Annotated in this window: 15 protein-coding genes; 7 read left to right on the top strand and 8 right to left on the bottom strand. The window is 63.7% G+C overall.

Features of this window, described 5'->3' with window-relative positions:
• The first annotated feature begins 92 nt into the window (after positions 1–92).
• Complete coding sequence (locus ACQZ2L_RS20040) at positions 93–968, top strand: helix-turn-helix domain-containing protein (RefSeq protein ID WP_430327530.1); 876 nt, start codon at positions 93–95, stop codon at positions 966–968.
• Here the strand turns inward: ACQZ2L_RS20040 and ACQZ2L_RS20045 are convergent.
• The 6 genes from ACQZ2L_RS20045 to ACQZ2L_RS20070 all read right to left on the bottom strand — a co-directional run bounded on the left by ACQZ2L_RS20045 (position 965) and on the right by ACQZ2L_RS20070 (position 7,228).
• The gene (locus ACQZ2L_RS20045; RefSeq protein ID WP_430327531.1) at positions 965–3,367 is read right to left on the bottom strand and encodes a TonB-dependent siderophore receptor; all 2,403 of its coding nucleotides are present in this window, start codon (positions 3,365–3,367) and stop codon (positions 965–967) included. The genes ACQZ2L_RS20040 and ACQZ2L_RS20045 overlap by 4 nt on opposite strands.
• Positions 3,368–3,483: 116 nt before the next feature.
• Positions 3,484–4,470 (bottom strand): FecR family protein, encoded by a 987-nt coding sequence (locus ACQZ2L_RS20050; protein WP_430327532.1) that lies wholly within the window; start codon positions 4,468–4,470, stop codon positions 3,484–3,486.
• Positions 4,467–5,018 carry an RNA polymerase sigma factor gene (locus ACQZ2L_RS20055; RefSeq protein ID WP_430327533.1) on the bottom strand — a complete coding sequence of 184 codons (552 nt, stop codon included), beginning with the start codon at positions 5,016–5,018 and terminating at the stop codon, positions 4,467–4,469. The genes ACQZ2L_RS20050 and ACQZ2L_RS20055 overlap by 4 nt, the downstream gene beginning before the upstream one ends.
• Before the next feature lie 4 nt (positions 5,019–5,022).
• A complete protein-coding gene (locus tag ACQZ2L_RS20060; RefSeq protein WP_430327534.1) occupies positions 5,023–5,349 on the bottom strand; it encodes a DUF3325 domain-containing protein in 327 nt (108 codons plus the stop codon).
• Positions 5,349–6,926, bottom strand: coding sequence for a PepSY-associated TM helix domain-containing protein (locus tag ACQZ2L_RS20065; protein WP_430327535.1), 1,578 nt, complete (start codon positions 6,924–6,926; stop codon positions 5,349–5,351). The genes ACQZ2L_RS20060 and ACQZ2L_RS20065 overlap by 1 nt, the downstream gene beginning before the upstream one ends.
• On the bottom strand, positions 6,923–7,228 hold the full coding sequence (locus ACQZ2L_RS20070) for a DUF3649 domain-containing protein (protein WP_430327536.1): 306 nt from the start codon (positions 7,226–7,228) through the stop codon (positions 6,923–6,925). The genes ACQZ2L_RS20065 and ACQZ2L_RS20070 overlap by 4 nt, the downstream gene beginning before the upstream one ends.
• A 169-nt stretch (positions 7,229–7,397) precedes the next feature.
• On the opposite strand from ACQZ2L_RS20070, the gene ACQZ2L_RS20075 reads away from it, so the two are divergent.
• The 5 genes from ACQZ2L_RS20075 to ACQZ2L_RS20095 all read left to right on the top strand — a co-directional run bounded on the left by ACQZ2L_RS20075 (position 7,398) and on the right by ACQZ2L_RS20095 (position 12,315).
• Positions 7,398–7,892, top strand: coding sequence for a sigma-70 family RNA polymerase sigma factor (locus tag ACQZ2L_RS20075; protein WP_430327537.1), 495 nt, complete (start codon positions 7,398–7,400; stop codon positions 7,890–7,892).
• Complete coding sequence (locus ACQZ2L_RS20080) at positions 7,889–8,818, top strand: FecR domain-containing protein (RefSeq protein ID WP_430327538.1); 930 nt, start codon at positions 7,889–7,891, stop codon at positions 8,816–8,818. The genes ACQZ2L_RS20075 and ACQZ2L_RS20080 overlap by 4 nt, the downstream gene beginning before the upstream one ends.
• 84 nt (positions 8,819–8,902) lie before the next feature.
• On the top strand, positions 8,903–11,215 hold the full coding sequence (fecA, locus tag ACQZ2L_RS20085) for a TonB-dependent Fe(3+) dicitrate receptor FecA (RefSeq protein WP_430327539.1): 2,313 nt from the start codon (positions 8,903–8,905) through the stop codon (positions 11,213–11,215).
• Between the two features lie 210 nt (positions 11,216–11,425).
• Positions 11,426–11,776 carry an HPF/RaiA family ribosome-associated protein gene (locus tag ACQZ2L_RS20090; protein WP_430327540.1) on the top strand — a complete coding sequence of 117 codons (351 nt, stop codon included), beginning with the start codon at positions 11,426–11,428 and terminating at the stop codon, positions 11,774–11,776.
• Positions 11,777–12,018: 242 nt separating this feature from the next.
• On the top strand, positions 12,019–12,315 hold the full coding sequence (locus ACQZ2L_RS20095) for a DUF3509 domain-containing protein (protein WP_314876662.1): 297 nt from the start codon (positions 12,019–12,021) through the stop codon (positions 12,313–12,315).
• A 3-nt stretch (positions 12,316–12,318) separates the two neighbouring features.
• On the opposite strand, the gene ACQZ2L_RS20100 is transcribed toward ACQZ2L_RS20095, so the two are convergent.
• On the bottom strand, positions 12,319–12,789 hold the full coding sequence (locus ACQZ2L_RS20100; protein ID WP_430327541.1) for a phosphate-starvation-inducible protein PsiE: 471 nt from the start codon (positions 12,787–12,789) through the stop codon (positions 12,319–12,321).
• Positions 12,790–13,031: 242 nt separating this feature from the next.
• Between ACQZ2L_RS20100 and ACQZ2L_RS20105 the strand changes: the two genes are divergently transcribed.
• A complete protein-coding gene (locus ACQZ2L_RS20105; RefSeq protein WP_430327542.1) occupies positions 13,032–13,295 on the top strand; it encodes a YebG family protein in 264 nt (87 codons plus the stop codon).
• A 6-nt stretch (positions 13,296–13,301) separates the two neighbouring features.
• Here the strand turns inward: ACQZ2L_RS20105 and ACQZ2L_RS20110 are convergent, their stop codons facing one another.
• On the bottom strand, positions 13,302–14,321 hold the full coding sequence (locus ACQZ2L_RS20110) for a Glu/Leu/Phe/Val dehydrogenase dimerization domain-containing protein (RefSeq protein WP_430327543.1): 1,020 nt from the start codon (positions 14,319–14,321) through the stop codon (positions 13,302–13,304).
• Positions 14,322–14,402: the final 81 nt, after the last annotated feature.

A 14,402-nucleotide genomic window follows, 5' to 3' on the forward strand; every position in this document is an offset into this window, starting at 1 on the left:
GAAGCCGCGCTTGCACAAACTTGCGCTTTTGCGTCGCCAGCGGCTGCCATCCGTGCGGCGGCGCAGTAGGATGGCAGCCAGAGGAATACGCCATGACCCCATTCAGCCAACTGCAAGTGTTCACCGCCATGCATGCGTCGCCCAACGCGCGTCTGGAGCACAGCGTGCAGCTGGCTGACGGCCTGTCGGCGGCGCTGTGGAGCAACCGCGACGATGCTCGCGACTATCAGGCGCCGAGCCATCACACCTTGTCGTGCTACATCGCCGACGGCACTGGCACCTTTCGCCGCCAGCGCCCGGCAGACAAAGGGGCGCCCGGCAAACTCTGCATCATGCCGGCAGGCTCCGAGTCGAACTGGGTGGTCAATGGCTCGATCCGCCTGGCGCACCTGTACATCAGCGAAGAACAGTTCGCCCTCGGCTGCATCCGCCTGCTCGACCGAGAGCCGCGGGAAATGCAGCTGCACGAAGCGACCTTCGTCGATGACCGCGAGCAGGCGCAGCGCTTTCGCCAACTGATCGGCATGGCCTGGGACGAACCCGGCGAGCGCTTGCTGGCGAGCAGCCTGGCGCATGCCATCGTCGACCATGCGGTGCTCAGCCAGGCCGGGCTGCGCCAGGGCTTGCGCCTCAAGGGCGGCCTGGCGCCAAGTGTGCGCCGGCAACTGGCCGAGTACATCGAAGCGCACCTCGACCAGCCGCTCAGCCTCGGTGAGCTGGCGCTGCGCTGCAACCTCTCCGAATACCACTTTGCGCGGATGTTTCGTGCAAGCTTCGGCCTGCCGCCGCATCAGTACCTGCTGGCCCTCCGCCTACAGCGCGCCTGCCAGATGTTGCGTCACGGCCAGCAACCGTTGCTGCAGATTGCCTTGCACTGCGGTTTTGCCAGCGCCAGCCACTTCAGCAACCGCTTCCGCCAGGCCTTTGCGGCGACGCCTGGCGAATACCGGGCAGCCTGGCGCGGTTAGAACTCCAGGGTGGTCGACAGGCTGACCTGGCGCGCATCGCCAACAGCAACGAAGTAGCGGTTCACTGCCGAGCTGTAATAGACCTTGTCGAACAGGTTCTTCACGTTCAGTTGCAGGCGCACCTTGTGCTCGTCGAGCCGGGTCTCGTAGCTGGCAAACGCATCGGCCACAGTGTAGGCCGGCAGGTCGAAGTCATTGGTCGCGTTGCCGGCACGCTCGCCGACATAGCGGGCGCCAGCGCCCAGACGCAGGCGGTCGCCACCGAACAGGCTGCCGTAGTCATACACCGCCGACAGCGAGCCACTGTTGCGCGCCACGTTCTGCAAGCGCTTACCCTTGAGTTCCGGATCCTTGGTCACTTCGGCATCGGTGAAGGCATAGCTGCCGATCAGGCTCCAGCGCTCGCTAAGCTGGCCGCTGAGGTCCAGCTCCAGACCGCGCGAGCGGACCTCACCGGCATTGCTGTAGATGATCGTGCCGGGATTACTGTCGCCGTCGGCGACCAGCACATTGCGCTTGGTGATGTCGAACAGGGCGATGTTGCCGGTGAGCTGCCCGGGCATGTCCAGCTTGGCCCCCAGCTCCCACGACTTGCCCTCCTCCGGAGCGATGCTGCCATCCAGCGTCAGGGTCTGGCCACCGCCAACACTGATCGGTGCGATGGTCGAGTTGGGCTTGAACGACTCGCTGTAGCTGGCATACAACGACAGCTGCTCATCGACCTTGTACACCACGCCGGCATTCGGCACCCAGGTCTGGCCGTTGCTGTCGGTGTTGACCTGGAACGGGCGGCCGCGGCCGGCGTACTGGTCGTACTGCTGGAAGCGCGCGCCGGCCACCAGAATCCAATGCTCATCGAGGTGCAGCGCGTCCTGCACGAACAGCGAGTCGGTGCGCAGCTTGTCGGTCTGGTCACTGTCGCCGGCGCGCACGTTGCTGCCTTCCACCTCCTGGCCGTAAACCGGGTTCTGATAGCTGAAGGTCGAGCGGCTGGTCTGGCGAATCAGATCACCGCGAAATACTTTGCGGTCCTCATGATCCAGACCGAGCAGCAGGTCATTGCGCATCCCGGCCAATTCGAGGTTGCCGTTCAGGCTGACGGTGGCGAACTGGTCGCGGCTCATCGCGCCGTGGGTGCCGTCGATACTACGGGTCAAGGTGCCACGCGCCTCGTTGACGCCGGTGACGCGGACCTGGCTGGCATCGTAGGTTTCGCGGTTGAAGCTGTAGCCGGCATGGACCTTCCAGTCGTCGCTGAGCTGATGGTCCAGCTCGAGCCGGTACAGGTCGCTGCGCCCCTGCATGTCGTTGAACGGCTCATCGAGACGCCGGGTTGCCGGGATATTCAAAGGGTGGCCATTGCTGCCGAAGGCAGTACCGCGGTCGAACGGATAGAGAAACTCGCGGTGCTCGTAGGCCAGCACCACTTGCGTATCATCGCCCAACCAGGCCAGCGACGGCGCTACCATCGACTCGCGGTGCACGCCGTAGTTGCGCCAGTAGTCTTCATCTTCGTGGTCGACGATCAGTCGGTAGGCCAGCGGCGTGTCGCCCAGCGCGCCGGTACTGTCGAAACCGCCGCCGCTGCCGTTCTTGCCACTGCCGTAGGTCGAGCCGCGCAGGTTCAAGGCGTTGTACTGCTCCAGTTGCGGGCGCTTGCTGACCACGTTGATCACCCCGCCCGGATCCTGAATGCCATACAGCAGCGAGGCCGGGCCCTTGAGCACTTCGACCCGCTCGGTGCTGGCATTGAGGCTGCGGCCCTGCACCAGCGGCATGCCGTCGCGCATGATCGAGCCGTCGCGGTTATCACCAAAGCCGCGTTTCATCACCGTGTCCGAAGTGCCGCCGAAATTGTTGCCCTGGGTGATGCCGCTGACGTTGGCCAGGGCATCGTCCAGGTTGCGCGGCGCCTGGTCGCGGATGACCTGGGCCGGGACCACATTGATGGTGTGCGGGATGTCCTGCACCGCGCCCTGGCCGCGCATGATCGAAGCGTTGGCGGGCGGTTGATAGCTATACAGGTCGCCTTGCGAATTGACGTTGATCGCCTGCAAATTCACCGCGCCGGAGGTGTCCACTGGCTCCAGCGTGAGGGTGCGTGCGTCGACGCGCCGCCAGCTCAGGCCGGCATTGCCCAGCAGTTGCTGCAAGGCCTGTTCGGCGCTGAGCGAACCGTTCAAGGCCGGGGCCTGCAGGTTGGGCAGTTCGACGGTGTAGACCAGGCTCTGGCCGGTGGTGCGGCTGAAGGCGTTGAGTGCCGCCGGCAACGGCTGGCTGGGCTGGGCGAAGCTGTACAGCTGTGCTTGCGCCGCAGCACTGGCAAGCGGGGCAACGACGGCGCTGGACAAGGTGGCAAGACCCAGCCAGAGGGGAACGCAACGCGAGGAAAACTTCATGGACGCTGACCTGAGAGAGGGTGATCGCATGCGAATGAATCGCTTTTCACTCACTACACGGATGGCGTCGCCGGTTACCTCACAACAATTCGCAATTATTTTTCAACCACGCGTGATTATCTGATCAACGTCAGCCGGCCGAGCAGCGTCTGCCGCGAGAAACCCACCACCTTGCCCAGTGAATCCAGCGCCAGCAGCGGCTGATTGGCCGGGATGCTGGCACTGACCAAGCGCTGGCCCAGCGTGTCGTCGAGCAGCACGATGCGCCCTGGGTAATAGCGACGCAGGTCTTCAAGCACTTCGGCCAGCGGCACCTGTTGATAACTCAACCAGCCCTGACGCCAGGCCAGGCGGCTGTCACTGTCGACTGATGCGATTTCTCCTGCGTGGCCTGCGGCATAAGCCAGTTGCTGGTTGGCCGTCAGCTCGCGGGCCGCCTGGCCTACCGTCGGCATTACCGCCACGCGCCCGCTGCGCACCGTGACCTGGGCGCCCTCGCCTTGCTCGCGTACTTCGAACTGGGTGCCGAGCACGCGCACTTCACCGCCAGCGGCGTCGACCAGAAAGGGCTGACCGGTGTGGGTCACCTGAAAGAACGCCGCGCCGCGCAACAGCTGAATCCGCCGCTCGCCGTGGTCGAAATCGACCGCCACCGCGCTGCCCGCATCCAGGGTCATCAGCGAGCCATCGACCAGGGTGATTTGCTGCAACTCAGCGCCACTGCGGTAGTCGGCCTGGGCATCCTGCAACCAATGCTGCGGCTGCCAGCCGGCGACGCTGCCCAGCGCCAGCAGCAGACAGGCGGCGACAGCCAAAGCACCGCCACGACGGCCCCAGCGCTTGGGCTGGCGCGCCTGGCGGATAGCGTCCAGGTATGGCTGCAGACTGGCCTGCTGTTGTTCGGCCAGTTTCGCCGCTGGCAGTTGGCTCAGTTGCCAGGCATGCTCTGCGCGCGCATACGCCTGGCGATTGGCCGGGTCGGCCAGCAGCCAGCGTTTGAACGGCGCAGCCTGGGCTTCGCCTGGATTGTGAATGATGCGGTTGAGCCAATGCAGCGCCGCCTGCTCGGGAGCCTGACTGCTTGGCTCGGTGTGGCTGGTCATCGGCCGCCTCCTGGCCTGCGCGGCGCGGCAACGCTTGCCTTGCACGCTTCGAGGGCGCGCATCATATGCTTTTCCACAGCGCTCTGGGACAACTGCATGGCCTTGGCGATTTCGCCGTAGGTGCAGCCGTGGACGCGGCTGAGCAGAAATATCTGCCGGCTGCGCTCGGGCAGGCCGCACAGCGCGGCCTCGATCCGCTGCAGGTCATGTTCAGCGGCCAGCGCCTGCTCTGGCGCCGGGCTGTCATCGGCAACCGGCAAGCCTTCGACTACTCGGCCACGGCTGCCCTCACTGCGCAGATGGTCGATCGCCAGGTTGCCGGCGCAGCGCAGCAGGTAGGTATCCAGTGCTTCGACCTTGACCTCGGGCCGGCGCCAGAAGCGCAGGAACAACTCCTGCACCAGATCCGCCGCCGTCGCCCGGCAGCCCACCCGGCGGCTGACCAGCGCTTCCATACGCCCGCGCTGGGCGAGAAACACCTGGACGAAGCGCGCCCGGCCACTGGCGGCGTCGGCGTCGGCCGGGTTGCTGGGCGTTGGCTCGTTCAAGCGCTCACACACCCACCACAGCGAGCACCGGACCGAGCACCACGCTGACCAGTGCCAGGCCAAACAACAGGCGTGGCTGATAAGGCAGGCCGAACACCCACAGGGTCAGCCCGGCCATCACCAGTGCAAACCATTCAACCAGGCCGAAGGCCAGGCCGCGGATGTTGACGGCTAGGATCAGCGACAGCACCAGCAGCGCCCAGCCTGCCCAACGCAGGGCAGGTAAATGTCCAGGCTTGGGTTTGCGCTTGAGCAGCTCACCGAAGTGCTTTTCCATCGCGAGACACAGGGCCACCAGCCCGGAAAAAGTGATCAGGGCAACGCTGAGCATCAGTTCACCTCGGCCGGGGTCGTGGCGGCCTTGGCAGCACGCGGAGCGCGCTTGACCTGCACCTTGGGCGTGCGCAGCATCTTACCAGCGGCCCAGGCGAGGAACAGCCCGGTGCCCAGCGCAGTAAGGTCAAAGCCGGCCATGGCCCAGTCGCCACGGGCGATCGACTTATCCAGGCCGTGCCCGGTGACCAGCGCGTTGAGCAGCGCCAGCCCGGCAAACGCCAGCGCCCCCAGCGCCAATTGCTCGCCCCAGGCCTTGCGCCCCGGCCGCAGCAGCGCGTGCAGCGGAGACAAAGCCCAAGCCAGGAAGAACACGTTGATCTCCCAATCGGCCCGCCCCGGCATGCCAATTGGCAGCAACCGATTGGCCCAGAAGAACCCTGCAACACCGAGCAACAGCCCGCTCATGCTGGCGATATTGAGCACTTCGACCTGGCGCAGTTCGAACGGCAACCGGCCACTTTTGGCGTGCTTGAGCTGGCGCTTGCCCAGCCACATCACCAGGCCGGTGCCGATCACTGCAGTACCGGCCACGCCAAACACAAAGTACAACCAGCGCAGCCACGGCCCGGCAAAGTTGCCCATGTGCAGACCGGCGATGGTGAACGAGGTCATCATCGCCGCGCTTTCCGGCTCACCCTGGCTGAGCTGCGCGCCGCTGACGCCATCGAAGGTCCAGCTGGCGCTGCGCTGATAGGCGACGTGATCGGCGGCGGCCTGGGTCACGGTCACCCGGGCGTTGCTGTCGCCGGGGTTGGCTATCTGCAAGTAGCCGATACGGGCGCCGGGGACGATGGTCTGCACCTTGGCATACAGTGCCGGCAGATCGGTCAGCGGCGCTGCCACGCCGGCGGCCTTGGGCGCTTCGTCACGGCCGAACAGCTCGCTGAAGTAGGTGTCGGACTCGCCCTTGTAGGCCGCCATGATGCTCGCCGGCATGACCATGTACATGAACAACAGCAGGCTGCTGTAGCTGATCATCAGGTGAAACGGCAGCACCAGCACGCCAATTGCGTTGTGGCCGTCGAGCCACGAGCGCTGGCCCTTGCCTGGTCGGAAAGTGAAGAATTCCTTGAAGATCTTTTTGTGGGTGATGATCCCGGTGATCAGCCCCAACAGCATGATCAGCGCGCAGAAGGTCGCCAGCCAGCGGCCCCAAGGGTGCGGCATCTGCAGCTGGAAGTGGAAGCGGTAGAAGAAGTCGCCGCCGCGGCTGTCGCGCACCTCGACTCGTTCACCGCTGCGTGCGTCCAGCTCGTGGCTGATGAAACCGCGCCGGCCGGTGGCGTTGGGGTCGCGCCAGCTGACGCTGAGGGCAGGCTCGCGGTCGCTGGGCAGGCGGATGAACCAGCTGCCGGCAGTGGCGGCGTTGCTCTGCAGATACCGCTGGGCGAGGCCGAGGCTGGCAGCTGGATCGAGCTGATGGCGCTGTACCTCGGGCTGGCTCCAGTGAGTGATCTCGTCCTTGAAGTACGACAGCGTGCCGGTCAGGAAAATCGCGAACAGCAGCCAGCCGAACAGCAGCCCAGTCCAGGTGTGCAGCCAGGCCATGGCCTGGCGAAAGCCTTCTTTCATGGGTTCTTCATCCAGTAAGCCAGCCCATTGATCAGCGCCAGCGCAAGGCTTGGCAGCAGTACACCAAGCCAGGCGCGAGCGGCCGTGCGGCAGGCGAAGCACCAGATGAAAGCCAGCACGTAAAACACGAACGACAGCATCATCCCGGTCAAGGTCGCGTCGACCGGGGTCATTGGCACCAGCAAGGTGATGCAGACGCTGGCCATCGACGCCAGCAGGTAGCCGCCAAGCAATGCCGCCAGGCAGCGCGAGGCCACAGCCAGTCGATAGCTCAGGAGAATCCCGCCAGCTTTGGGCTTCATGACAAGGTCCACTAATTGAAGCCATCAATAATAATGATTTCAATTCTCATAAGCAAAGCTCGGCTGCGGCTTGCATGGTTTTTTTGAGGATTGCCGACACGCTGCAGGGAAATTACAATGCGAACCATTCTTACTAGCACTCGCGCCGATCAGCGCCGGAGTCGTTACGGTGTCCAGCGCCCTTTCTGCAACCGTCCAAGGCCTCTATCACGAGCATCACAGCTGGCTCACCGGCTGGTTGCGGCGTCGTTTGGGCTGCCCGCACAGCGCGGCTGATCTGGCCCAGGACACCTACCTGCGCCTGCTCCAGGCCCGCGAGGCGCCGCAATTGATCGAGCCACGGGCGTTTCTCGCCACCGTGGCCAAGCGGGTGCTGTGCAACCACTTCCGCCGTCAGGAGCTGGAGCGGGCCTACCACGAAGCCCTGGCGCAGGTGCCCGAGCAGTTCGCCCCGTGCGAAGAACAGAAGGCGATCATCTTCGAGACTCTGCTCGAGCTGGACCGCTTGCTCGATGGCTTGCCGCCGCTGGTCAAGCGGGTATTCCTGTTGGCCCAGGTCGATGGCCTCGGGCAAAGCGAAATCGCTCGTGAACTGGGTATCTCGCTGGCCACGGTGAAGCGTTATCTGAGCAAGGCAGCCCTGCGCTGCTACTTCGCCCTGTGAACAGCAGCTTTGGCGCCGAGGTCGCCGAGCAGGCGGTGCACTGGCTGATCGAATCCCAGGGCGATGATTTCGACGCGCGCCAGCAGCATGCGCTGCAGCGCTGGCTGGAGGCTGACGGCGAGCACCAGCGCGCCTGGGCGCATATCCAACAGGTCAACCAGCGCTTGCGTGGGGTCGCTTCGCCCATCGTGCATGCGACCTTGCAGGCGCCGCCATCGCCTGCCCGGCGGCGTGCGCTCAAGGCCTTGCTGCTGCTTGGAGTGGCCAGTGCCAGCGGGCTCGCCGTGCAGCAACATCGCCCAGTGCCGGGGCTGCTGGCCGACTACCGCAGCCCGGTCGGTCAGCGCCGGCGGCTGGGCCTGGAGGACGGCAGCCAGCTGCAACTGAACACCGGCAGCGCCGCCGATGTGCGCTTCGACAGCCAGCAGCGGCTGTTGCGGCTGGTCGATGGCGAGCTGCAAGTTGAGGTCGTCAACGATAGCCGGCCGATGCTGCTGAGTAGCGCGCAGGGCGTGCTGCGCCTCGATGCCGGGCGCTTCAATCTGCGTCAGTTCAGCGGCTTCAGCCAACTGGCGGTGTATAGCGGCCGCGCCAGTCTCGGCGGGCAGTCATTGCTGGCCGGCCAGCAGGCCAATTTCGCCAGCGCCGGCTGGCAGGGTATTGCGCCGTTGCAGGCAGATCGCGGTGCCTGGGTCGACGGCATGCTGGTGGCTTCGCAAATGCGCCTGGCGGACTTTCTCGACGAGCTCGACCGCTACCGCCACGGCCGCTTGAGCTGCAGCGCGCAGGTCGCCGACCTGCGTATCTCCGGCTCTTATCCGCTGGATCACAGCGAGCGGATTCTGCAGATGCTTGAAGTGGCACTGCCGGTCAGCGTGCGCCGTTTCACCCGCTATTGGGTCACGGTCGAGCGCCGCGTGGGCTAGTCAGCAAGTATTTTTCAAATAACCTGAGCCATTTCTGCAAGCTCGCGTGACAGATAAGGCAGACCCCCTCTCAAGGACCCGCTCATGCTGTTGCGTCCCAGCTCTCTCGCCCTGTTGCTTGCTTCCACCTTCAGCCTCGCCGCGCCTGCCGTGCTGGCCGCCGAGTACCATATCGCCGCCGGCTCGCTGGAGCAGGCGCTGAACCAGTTTGGCCGCGAGAGCGGTGCGTTGATTTCGTATGGCTCGCAGCTCACCCAAGGCCTGCAGAGCCCGGGCCTGCAAGGCGAGTACGCACTTGATCAGGGTCTGGAAGCACTGCTGCGCGGTAGCGGTCTGCAGGCTCGTCAGGAAGGAACCAATGCCTTCAGCCTGCAGCCTGTTGCGGTATCTGCGGGCAGCGCGCCCATCGAGCTGGGCGCGTCCACCGTGGTCGGTGACTGGCTGGCCGAAGCGCAGGCCGACAATGTCTTCGACCACCCCGGCGCACGTGATGTGATCCGCCGCGAGCAGTTCGAACGCAGCGGCGCCAGCAGCCCGCGTGAAGTGCTCAACCGCATCCCTGGGGTCAATGCGCCGGACACCAGCGGCACCGGCGGCCATGACCTGGCGCTGAACTTCGGCATCCGCGGCCTCAACCCGCGCCTGGCTTCGCGCTCGACCGTACTGATGGACGGCATCCCGGTGCCATTCGCCCCGTATGGCCAGCCGCAGTTGTCGCTGGCGCCGCTGAGCCTGGGCAACATGGACGCGGTAGACGTGGTCCGCGGCGGCGGCGCGGTGCGCTATGGGCCACAGAACGTCGGCGGCATCGTCAACTTCGTGACCCGGGCGATCCCGCAAGAAGCCACGTTCAAGGCGGCCATGCAAAATCAGATGACGCCTTCGTCCAGCCACGATGGCATCAAGAACAGCGCCAACCTGCTGGTCGGCGGCACCAACGCCAATGGCCTGGGTGGCGCCCTGCTCTACTCCGGCAGCCGCGGCGGCGACTGGCGCGAGCACAGCGATACGCAGATCGACGACCTGATGCTCAAGGGCAAGCTGCAGCTCGACGAAGCCAACAGCCTGCACGCCATGGCGCAATATTACGAAGGCGAAGCTGAAATGCCCGGTGGCTTGAGCCAGGCCGCCTACGACGCCGATCCGTATCAGTCGACCCGCCTCAAGGACAAGTTCTGGGGCCGGCGCACGCTGGTCAACGTCGGTTACGATTACAAGCAGGATGATCGTCAGGTCAGCGTCAACAGCTTCTTCACCAAGACCCTGCGCAGCGGTTATCTGGACCAGGGCAACTTCGTCTCGCTGTCGCCACGCGAATACTGGGTGCGCGGCATCGAAACGCGCTTCTCGCAAGGCCTGGCCCTGGGCGACAGCTGGCATGAAGTCGGCGTCGGCTACCGTTACATCAACGAAGCCGGCCACGAGTTGCGCTACCAGGCACCGGTCAATGGCGACCTGCCAACCAGCAGCAGCTTCCTCGGCCGCGACACCCGCGGCAGCACCGAAGCGCATGCGCTCTACCTGGATGACCGTATCGATATCGGCCGCTGGACCATCACCCCGGGCGTGCGCTACGAGATGATCGACTCCGAGCAGAGCAACAAGATCAGCGGACAGCGTTACCAGGGCAGTTACAACACCGCCCTGCCCGCCCTGAACGTGCTTTATCACCTGACCGACAGTTGGAATCTGTATGCCAACACCGAAGGCTCGTTCGGCAGCGTGCAGTACAGCCAGATGCCCAATCGCGTCACCAGCGGTGAGGTGAAACCGGAAAAAGCCCGCACCTGGGAAGTCGGCACGCGCTACGACAATGGCGACCTGCAGGCGGAGATCGGCGCATTCTTGATCAATTTCGACAACCAATACGAGAGCAACCAGAGCAACGATTCAGTCATCGCTCGCGGGGAAACGCGCCATCAGGGCATCGAGACCAACCTGCGTTACGCGCTCGATGGACTGAGTCCGGTATTGAGTGGTTTCGATGTGCACTTGGGCTACGCGTTCGTCGACGCGACCATCCGTGAAGACGGCGCCAACAAGGGTAATCAGGTGCCGTTCTCGTCACGCCACAAGGGCACCCTCGGCCTGGGTTATACCGATGGCCCGTGGCAGTTGAACCTGGACAGCAGCTTCCAGAGCAGCCAGTTCGCCGACAACGCCAACACTCGCGACGAAAGCGCCAATGGCGCCAATGGCCGCATCCCCGGCTACATGCTGGTGAGTACCCGCGCCGGCTATGACTTCGGCCCACAGTTGTCGAATCTGAAGCTCGCTGTGGGGGTGAAGAACCTGTTCAACCGCGAGTACTACACGCGCTCGTTCGACGATAACAATCGCGGCAAATATGTCGGTGAACCACGCACGTTGTACGTTCAGACCTCGGTCGAATTCTGACGGGGTGAGGGGCGCATCGGCGCCCCAGGCCGAATCATGCTGGGCTCGGCTGCGTCCATCCAGCGCTGATTTAATTCAAAAAATTTATATTTGAAAAGGGCTTGAAATCGCCGCGCGGATGCCTGACCTTACAGTCAAGAGGCGATAAATTTCCACAGGCCTCAATGGCCTGGGCGACTCTTGCGAGCAAGCTGAATAAGGATTGAAGTCATGCAAATCCAAGTCAACAGCAGCAACCAGATCGACGGCAGCATCCGGCTGGAAGAGTGGGTACGCAGTACGCTTGAGAGCAGTCTTGAACGTTACGAGGACGACCTCACCCGCATCGAGGTGCACCTGCGCGACGACAATGGCGCCAAGCCCGGACCGCATGACAAACGTTGCCAGATGGAGGCTCGCCCCAAAGGCCATCAACCGATTTCCGTAAGCCACACGGCCGCTTCGCTGGAGCAGGCTGTTGAGGGTGCCACGACCAAACTTGACCATGCGCTGGATCACCTGTTCGGCAAGCTGCGCAGCAAACGTGTGGTGCTGGAAGTGAAGGAAGAAGTCGAGGAGTGATCTTAGCGCTGTTTCGTTAGTGAGATCTGGGGGCCGCTTTGCGGCCCTTTCGCGACACGAGGCCGCTCCTACAACGACCGCGCAAGACTTCGGGCTTGACGCGGTGCCCTGTAGGAGCGGCCTTGTGTCGCGAAAGGGCCGCAAAGCGGCCCCAAACCATCCAACGCCGATCAACGGCCCTGAACCAATCGCGCAAATACCCGGTCAACTTTCCCATCAAGTTAACCTGCAGATCCGCGACCATGCACAATCCATTCGATCAGATCAGCAACGCTTTCGCCCCGCGCTATCGGGTCAACCTGAGCATCGCCCGCCTCGACGGCAGCATCATGCTGACCCTGTCCGACGACAGCGGCGCCGTCGCCAAGCGCTTGATCAGCCAGGCCCAACGCAACGACCCGGTGCGCCTGCAGCGGGTCATCGACAGCATCCGCCTGGGCCTGGCCATTGAACAAGGCGAAAACCCGCTGCAGGTTCTCGCCGCCCTCACCCGCGACACAGGCCAGCAACGACACGCCGCCAGCCAACTCGCCAACTGAGCACTAGCGGCCCTCGTCGACTTCCTTGCCATGGGCATCCAACGCCCGGCTCGAGGGGTAGCGATAAGATGCGTAGCGCACCACCAAAATCGCGAAGGCCAACAGCAAGATGCCGCCGCACAGGTACAGCAGGCCGATGTCCGGCGCCTTGTGATGGGACACGTCGCCGATCAGCAGGCGCGTCAGAGCGGTGATCGCAACGTAGAGCAGGAAGCGGATCGGCATGTGGTTGGTCTTGAAATAGATCCCGACCATTGCCCCCAGCTCCAGGTAAATGAACAGCAGCAGGATGTCATCGACGCTGACCCCGCCCTTGTTGAGCATGTCCAGAAACGCCTCGACCGCCGCCCACGCGGTAATCCCGCCAATACCGAACAACGCCAGGTAGTGAAACCCCTCGACGCACAGGTTGCCCAGCGAGTCGGCAGAGCCGTGCAGGCCCTTGCGCATTTTTTCTGCCCATTTGATGTTCACGATGCTCGATTCCCCGATACGACTGAAGGATGGTGCGCCACCTGTGTGACGCTTGTGCCATGCAGTTAAAAGGCCAGACACGAGGGTTGGAAGGCGACCGATTGCCGCAAGGCACCTATGGGCTACGCTTTCGTGCAGATAAATGGCCACTATCGGGTTGCGCTGGGGTGGCCTATGCGAGTACTGTACACCCATACAGTAAATTATTTGCATAACCCGCTATAAAGGCACAGAGGTGATGAATGGCCGTCGAAGTGGTATACCGCAGCAGTCGCGACCCGGAGCAGTTGTTCATGGATAAAGCCGAAGCGGATCGTCATGACAAGATGCTCGAGCTGGCCGAGCGCCTGGCTGATGTGCTGCAAAAAGCGGTGCCATCGCTGACCGAACAACAGGTCGAGGAAGCCGGCATCTACATGGCGAAAAATCGCGATGTATTCGCCCGAGCGTTCAAGAGCCAGCCCGATGCCTTGGCCGAGTTGCTTGAGGGCAGCTCGGCAGAATAACTGCCGTCAGCCATACAGCAAGCGCTCCGCCAGCATCTGCGCCACCCGCGCTGGCGAGCGTTTTTCCGCCTGGGCATGGCCGAACACTTCGGTCAGGCGTGACGGAATCCGGGCCAGATGCGCAGTAATGGTGCTGAGGCTCTCGCCCCGGTGAGTCAGCGCCACGTAGATCAAGCCACCGGCATTGATGACGTAATCCGGCGCATAGAGTATCCCTCGCTGTTCCAGATGATCAGCCACCTGCAGGGTAGTCAGCTGGTTGTTGGCAGCCCCCGCCACGGCAGCGCAGCGTAATTGCGTGACGCTTTGGCCACTGAGTATCTGGCCCACACCACAAGGTGCGAAGATGTCGCATGGGGTGCTGACCAGCGCATCATTGGCCACTGGCTGGGCATTGAATTGCTCCACCGCCAAACGCACCTTGCCCGCGTCTAGATCGCTGACCAACAGTTCCGCGCCCGCCGCGTGCAGTTGCTCGGCCAGCGCAAAGCCGACATTGCCCAAGCCCTGCACGGCAATCCGCAAACCTTCCAGATTATCGGTGCCCAACCGTGCCATCGCCGTGGCCCGGATACCCGCGAATACGCCGATGGCAGCATGTGCGGAGGGGTCTCCCGAAGCGGTGGTGCTGGTGACGTGGGCAGTGCTCTGGGCGATACAGTCCATGTCCAGGGTTGAGGTGCCACTGTCGATGGCAGTGATGAAGCGCCCGTTCAAGCTGTCGAGCGCACGACCAAACGCCTCGAACAGTGCTGCGCGGTTTTCCACATGGGCGCCGCGCATGATCACCGCATTGCCACCGCCCTGTGCCAGGCCTGCCAGTGCAGCCTTGTAGCTCATGCCCTGAGCCAGACGAATGGCGTCGGTGATGGCGCTTTCGTCATCGGCATAGGCCAGGTAGCGACAGCCGCCCATGGCGGGGCCCAACTGCTCGTTATGGATCGCCACTACGGCTCTGAGGCCGCTGGGGGGATCGACGAACAGGTGCAGTGACTGCGTGCGGGTGCTTTGCATGAGCGCGAACATCGACCGCCTCCAGCGAGGTGCTCCTGACAGTATAGGCAGCGCGATGCACGGCGCAGGCTGGTCGGACCACTGGACGAACCA

Source organism: Pseudomonas shirazensis (genome assembly GCF_050496565.1).
GTDB lineage: Bacteria > Pseudomonadota > Gammaproteobacteria > Pseudomonadales > Pseudomonadaceae > Aquipseudomonas > Aquipseudomonas shirazensis_A.

What these genes read in the sequence shown, in the direction of transcription:
- ACQZ2L_RS20040 (WP_430327530.1), top strand. Translation starts at nt 93, where the DNA reads ATGACCCCATTCAGCCAACTGCAAGTGTTCACCGCCATGCATGCGTCG.
- ACQZ2L_RS20045 (WP_430327531.1), bottom strand. Translation starts at nt 3,367, where the DNA reads ATGAAGTTTTCCTCGCGTTGCGTTCCCCTCTGGCTGGGTCTTGCCACC.
- ACQZ2L_RS20050 (WP_430327532.1), bottom strand. Translation starts at nt 4,470, where the DNA reads ATGACCAGCCACACCGAGCCAAGCAGTCAGGCTCCCGAGCAGGCGGCG.
- ACQZ2L_RS20060 (WP_430327534.1), bottom strand. Translation starts at nt 5,349, where the DNA reads ATGCTCAGCGTTGCCCTGATCACTTTTTCCGGGCTGGTGGCCCTGTGT.
- ACQZ2L_RS20065 (WP_430327535.1), bottom strand. Translation starts at nt 6,926, where the DNA reads ATGAAAGAAGGCTTTCGCCAGGCCATGGCCTGGCTGCACACCTGGACT.
- ACQZ2L_RS20070 (WP_430327536.1), bottom strand. Translation starts at nt 7,228, where the DNA reads ATGAAGCCCAAAGCTGGCGGGATTCTCCTGAGCTATCGACTGGCTGTG.
- fecA (WP_430327539.1), top strand. Translation starts at nt 8,903, where the DNA reads ATGCTGTTGCGTCCCAGCTCTCTCGCCCTGTTGCTTGCTTCCACCTTC.
- ACQZ2L_RS20090 (WP_430327540.1), top strand. Translation starts at nt 11,426, where the DNA reads ATGCAAATCCAAGTCAACAGCAGCAACCAGATCGACGGCAGCATCCGG.
- ACQZ2L_RS20095 (WP_314876662.1), top strand. Translation starts at nt 12,019, where the DNA reads ATGCACAATCCATTCGATCAGATCAGCAACGCTTTCGCCCCGCGCTAT.
- ACQZ2L_RS20105 (WP_430327542.1), top strand. Translation starts at nt 13,032, where the DNA reads ATGGCCGTCGAAGTGGTATACCGCAGCAGTCGCGACCCGGAGCAGTTG.
- ACQZ2L_RS20110 (WP_430327543.1), bottom strand. Translation starts at nt 14,321, where the DNA reads ATGTTCGCGCTCATGCAAAGCACCCGCACGCAGTCACTGCACCTGTTC.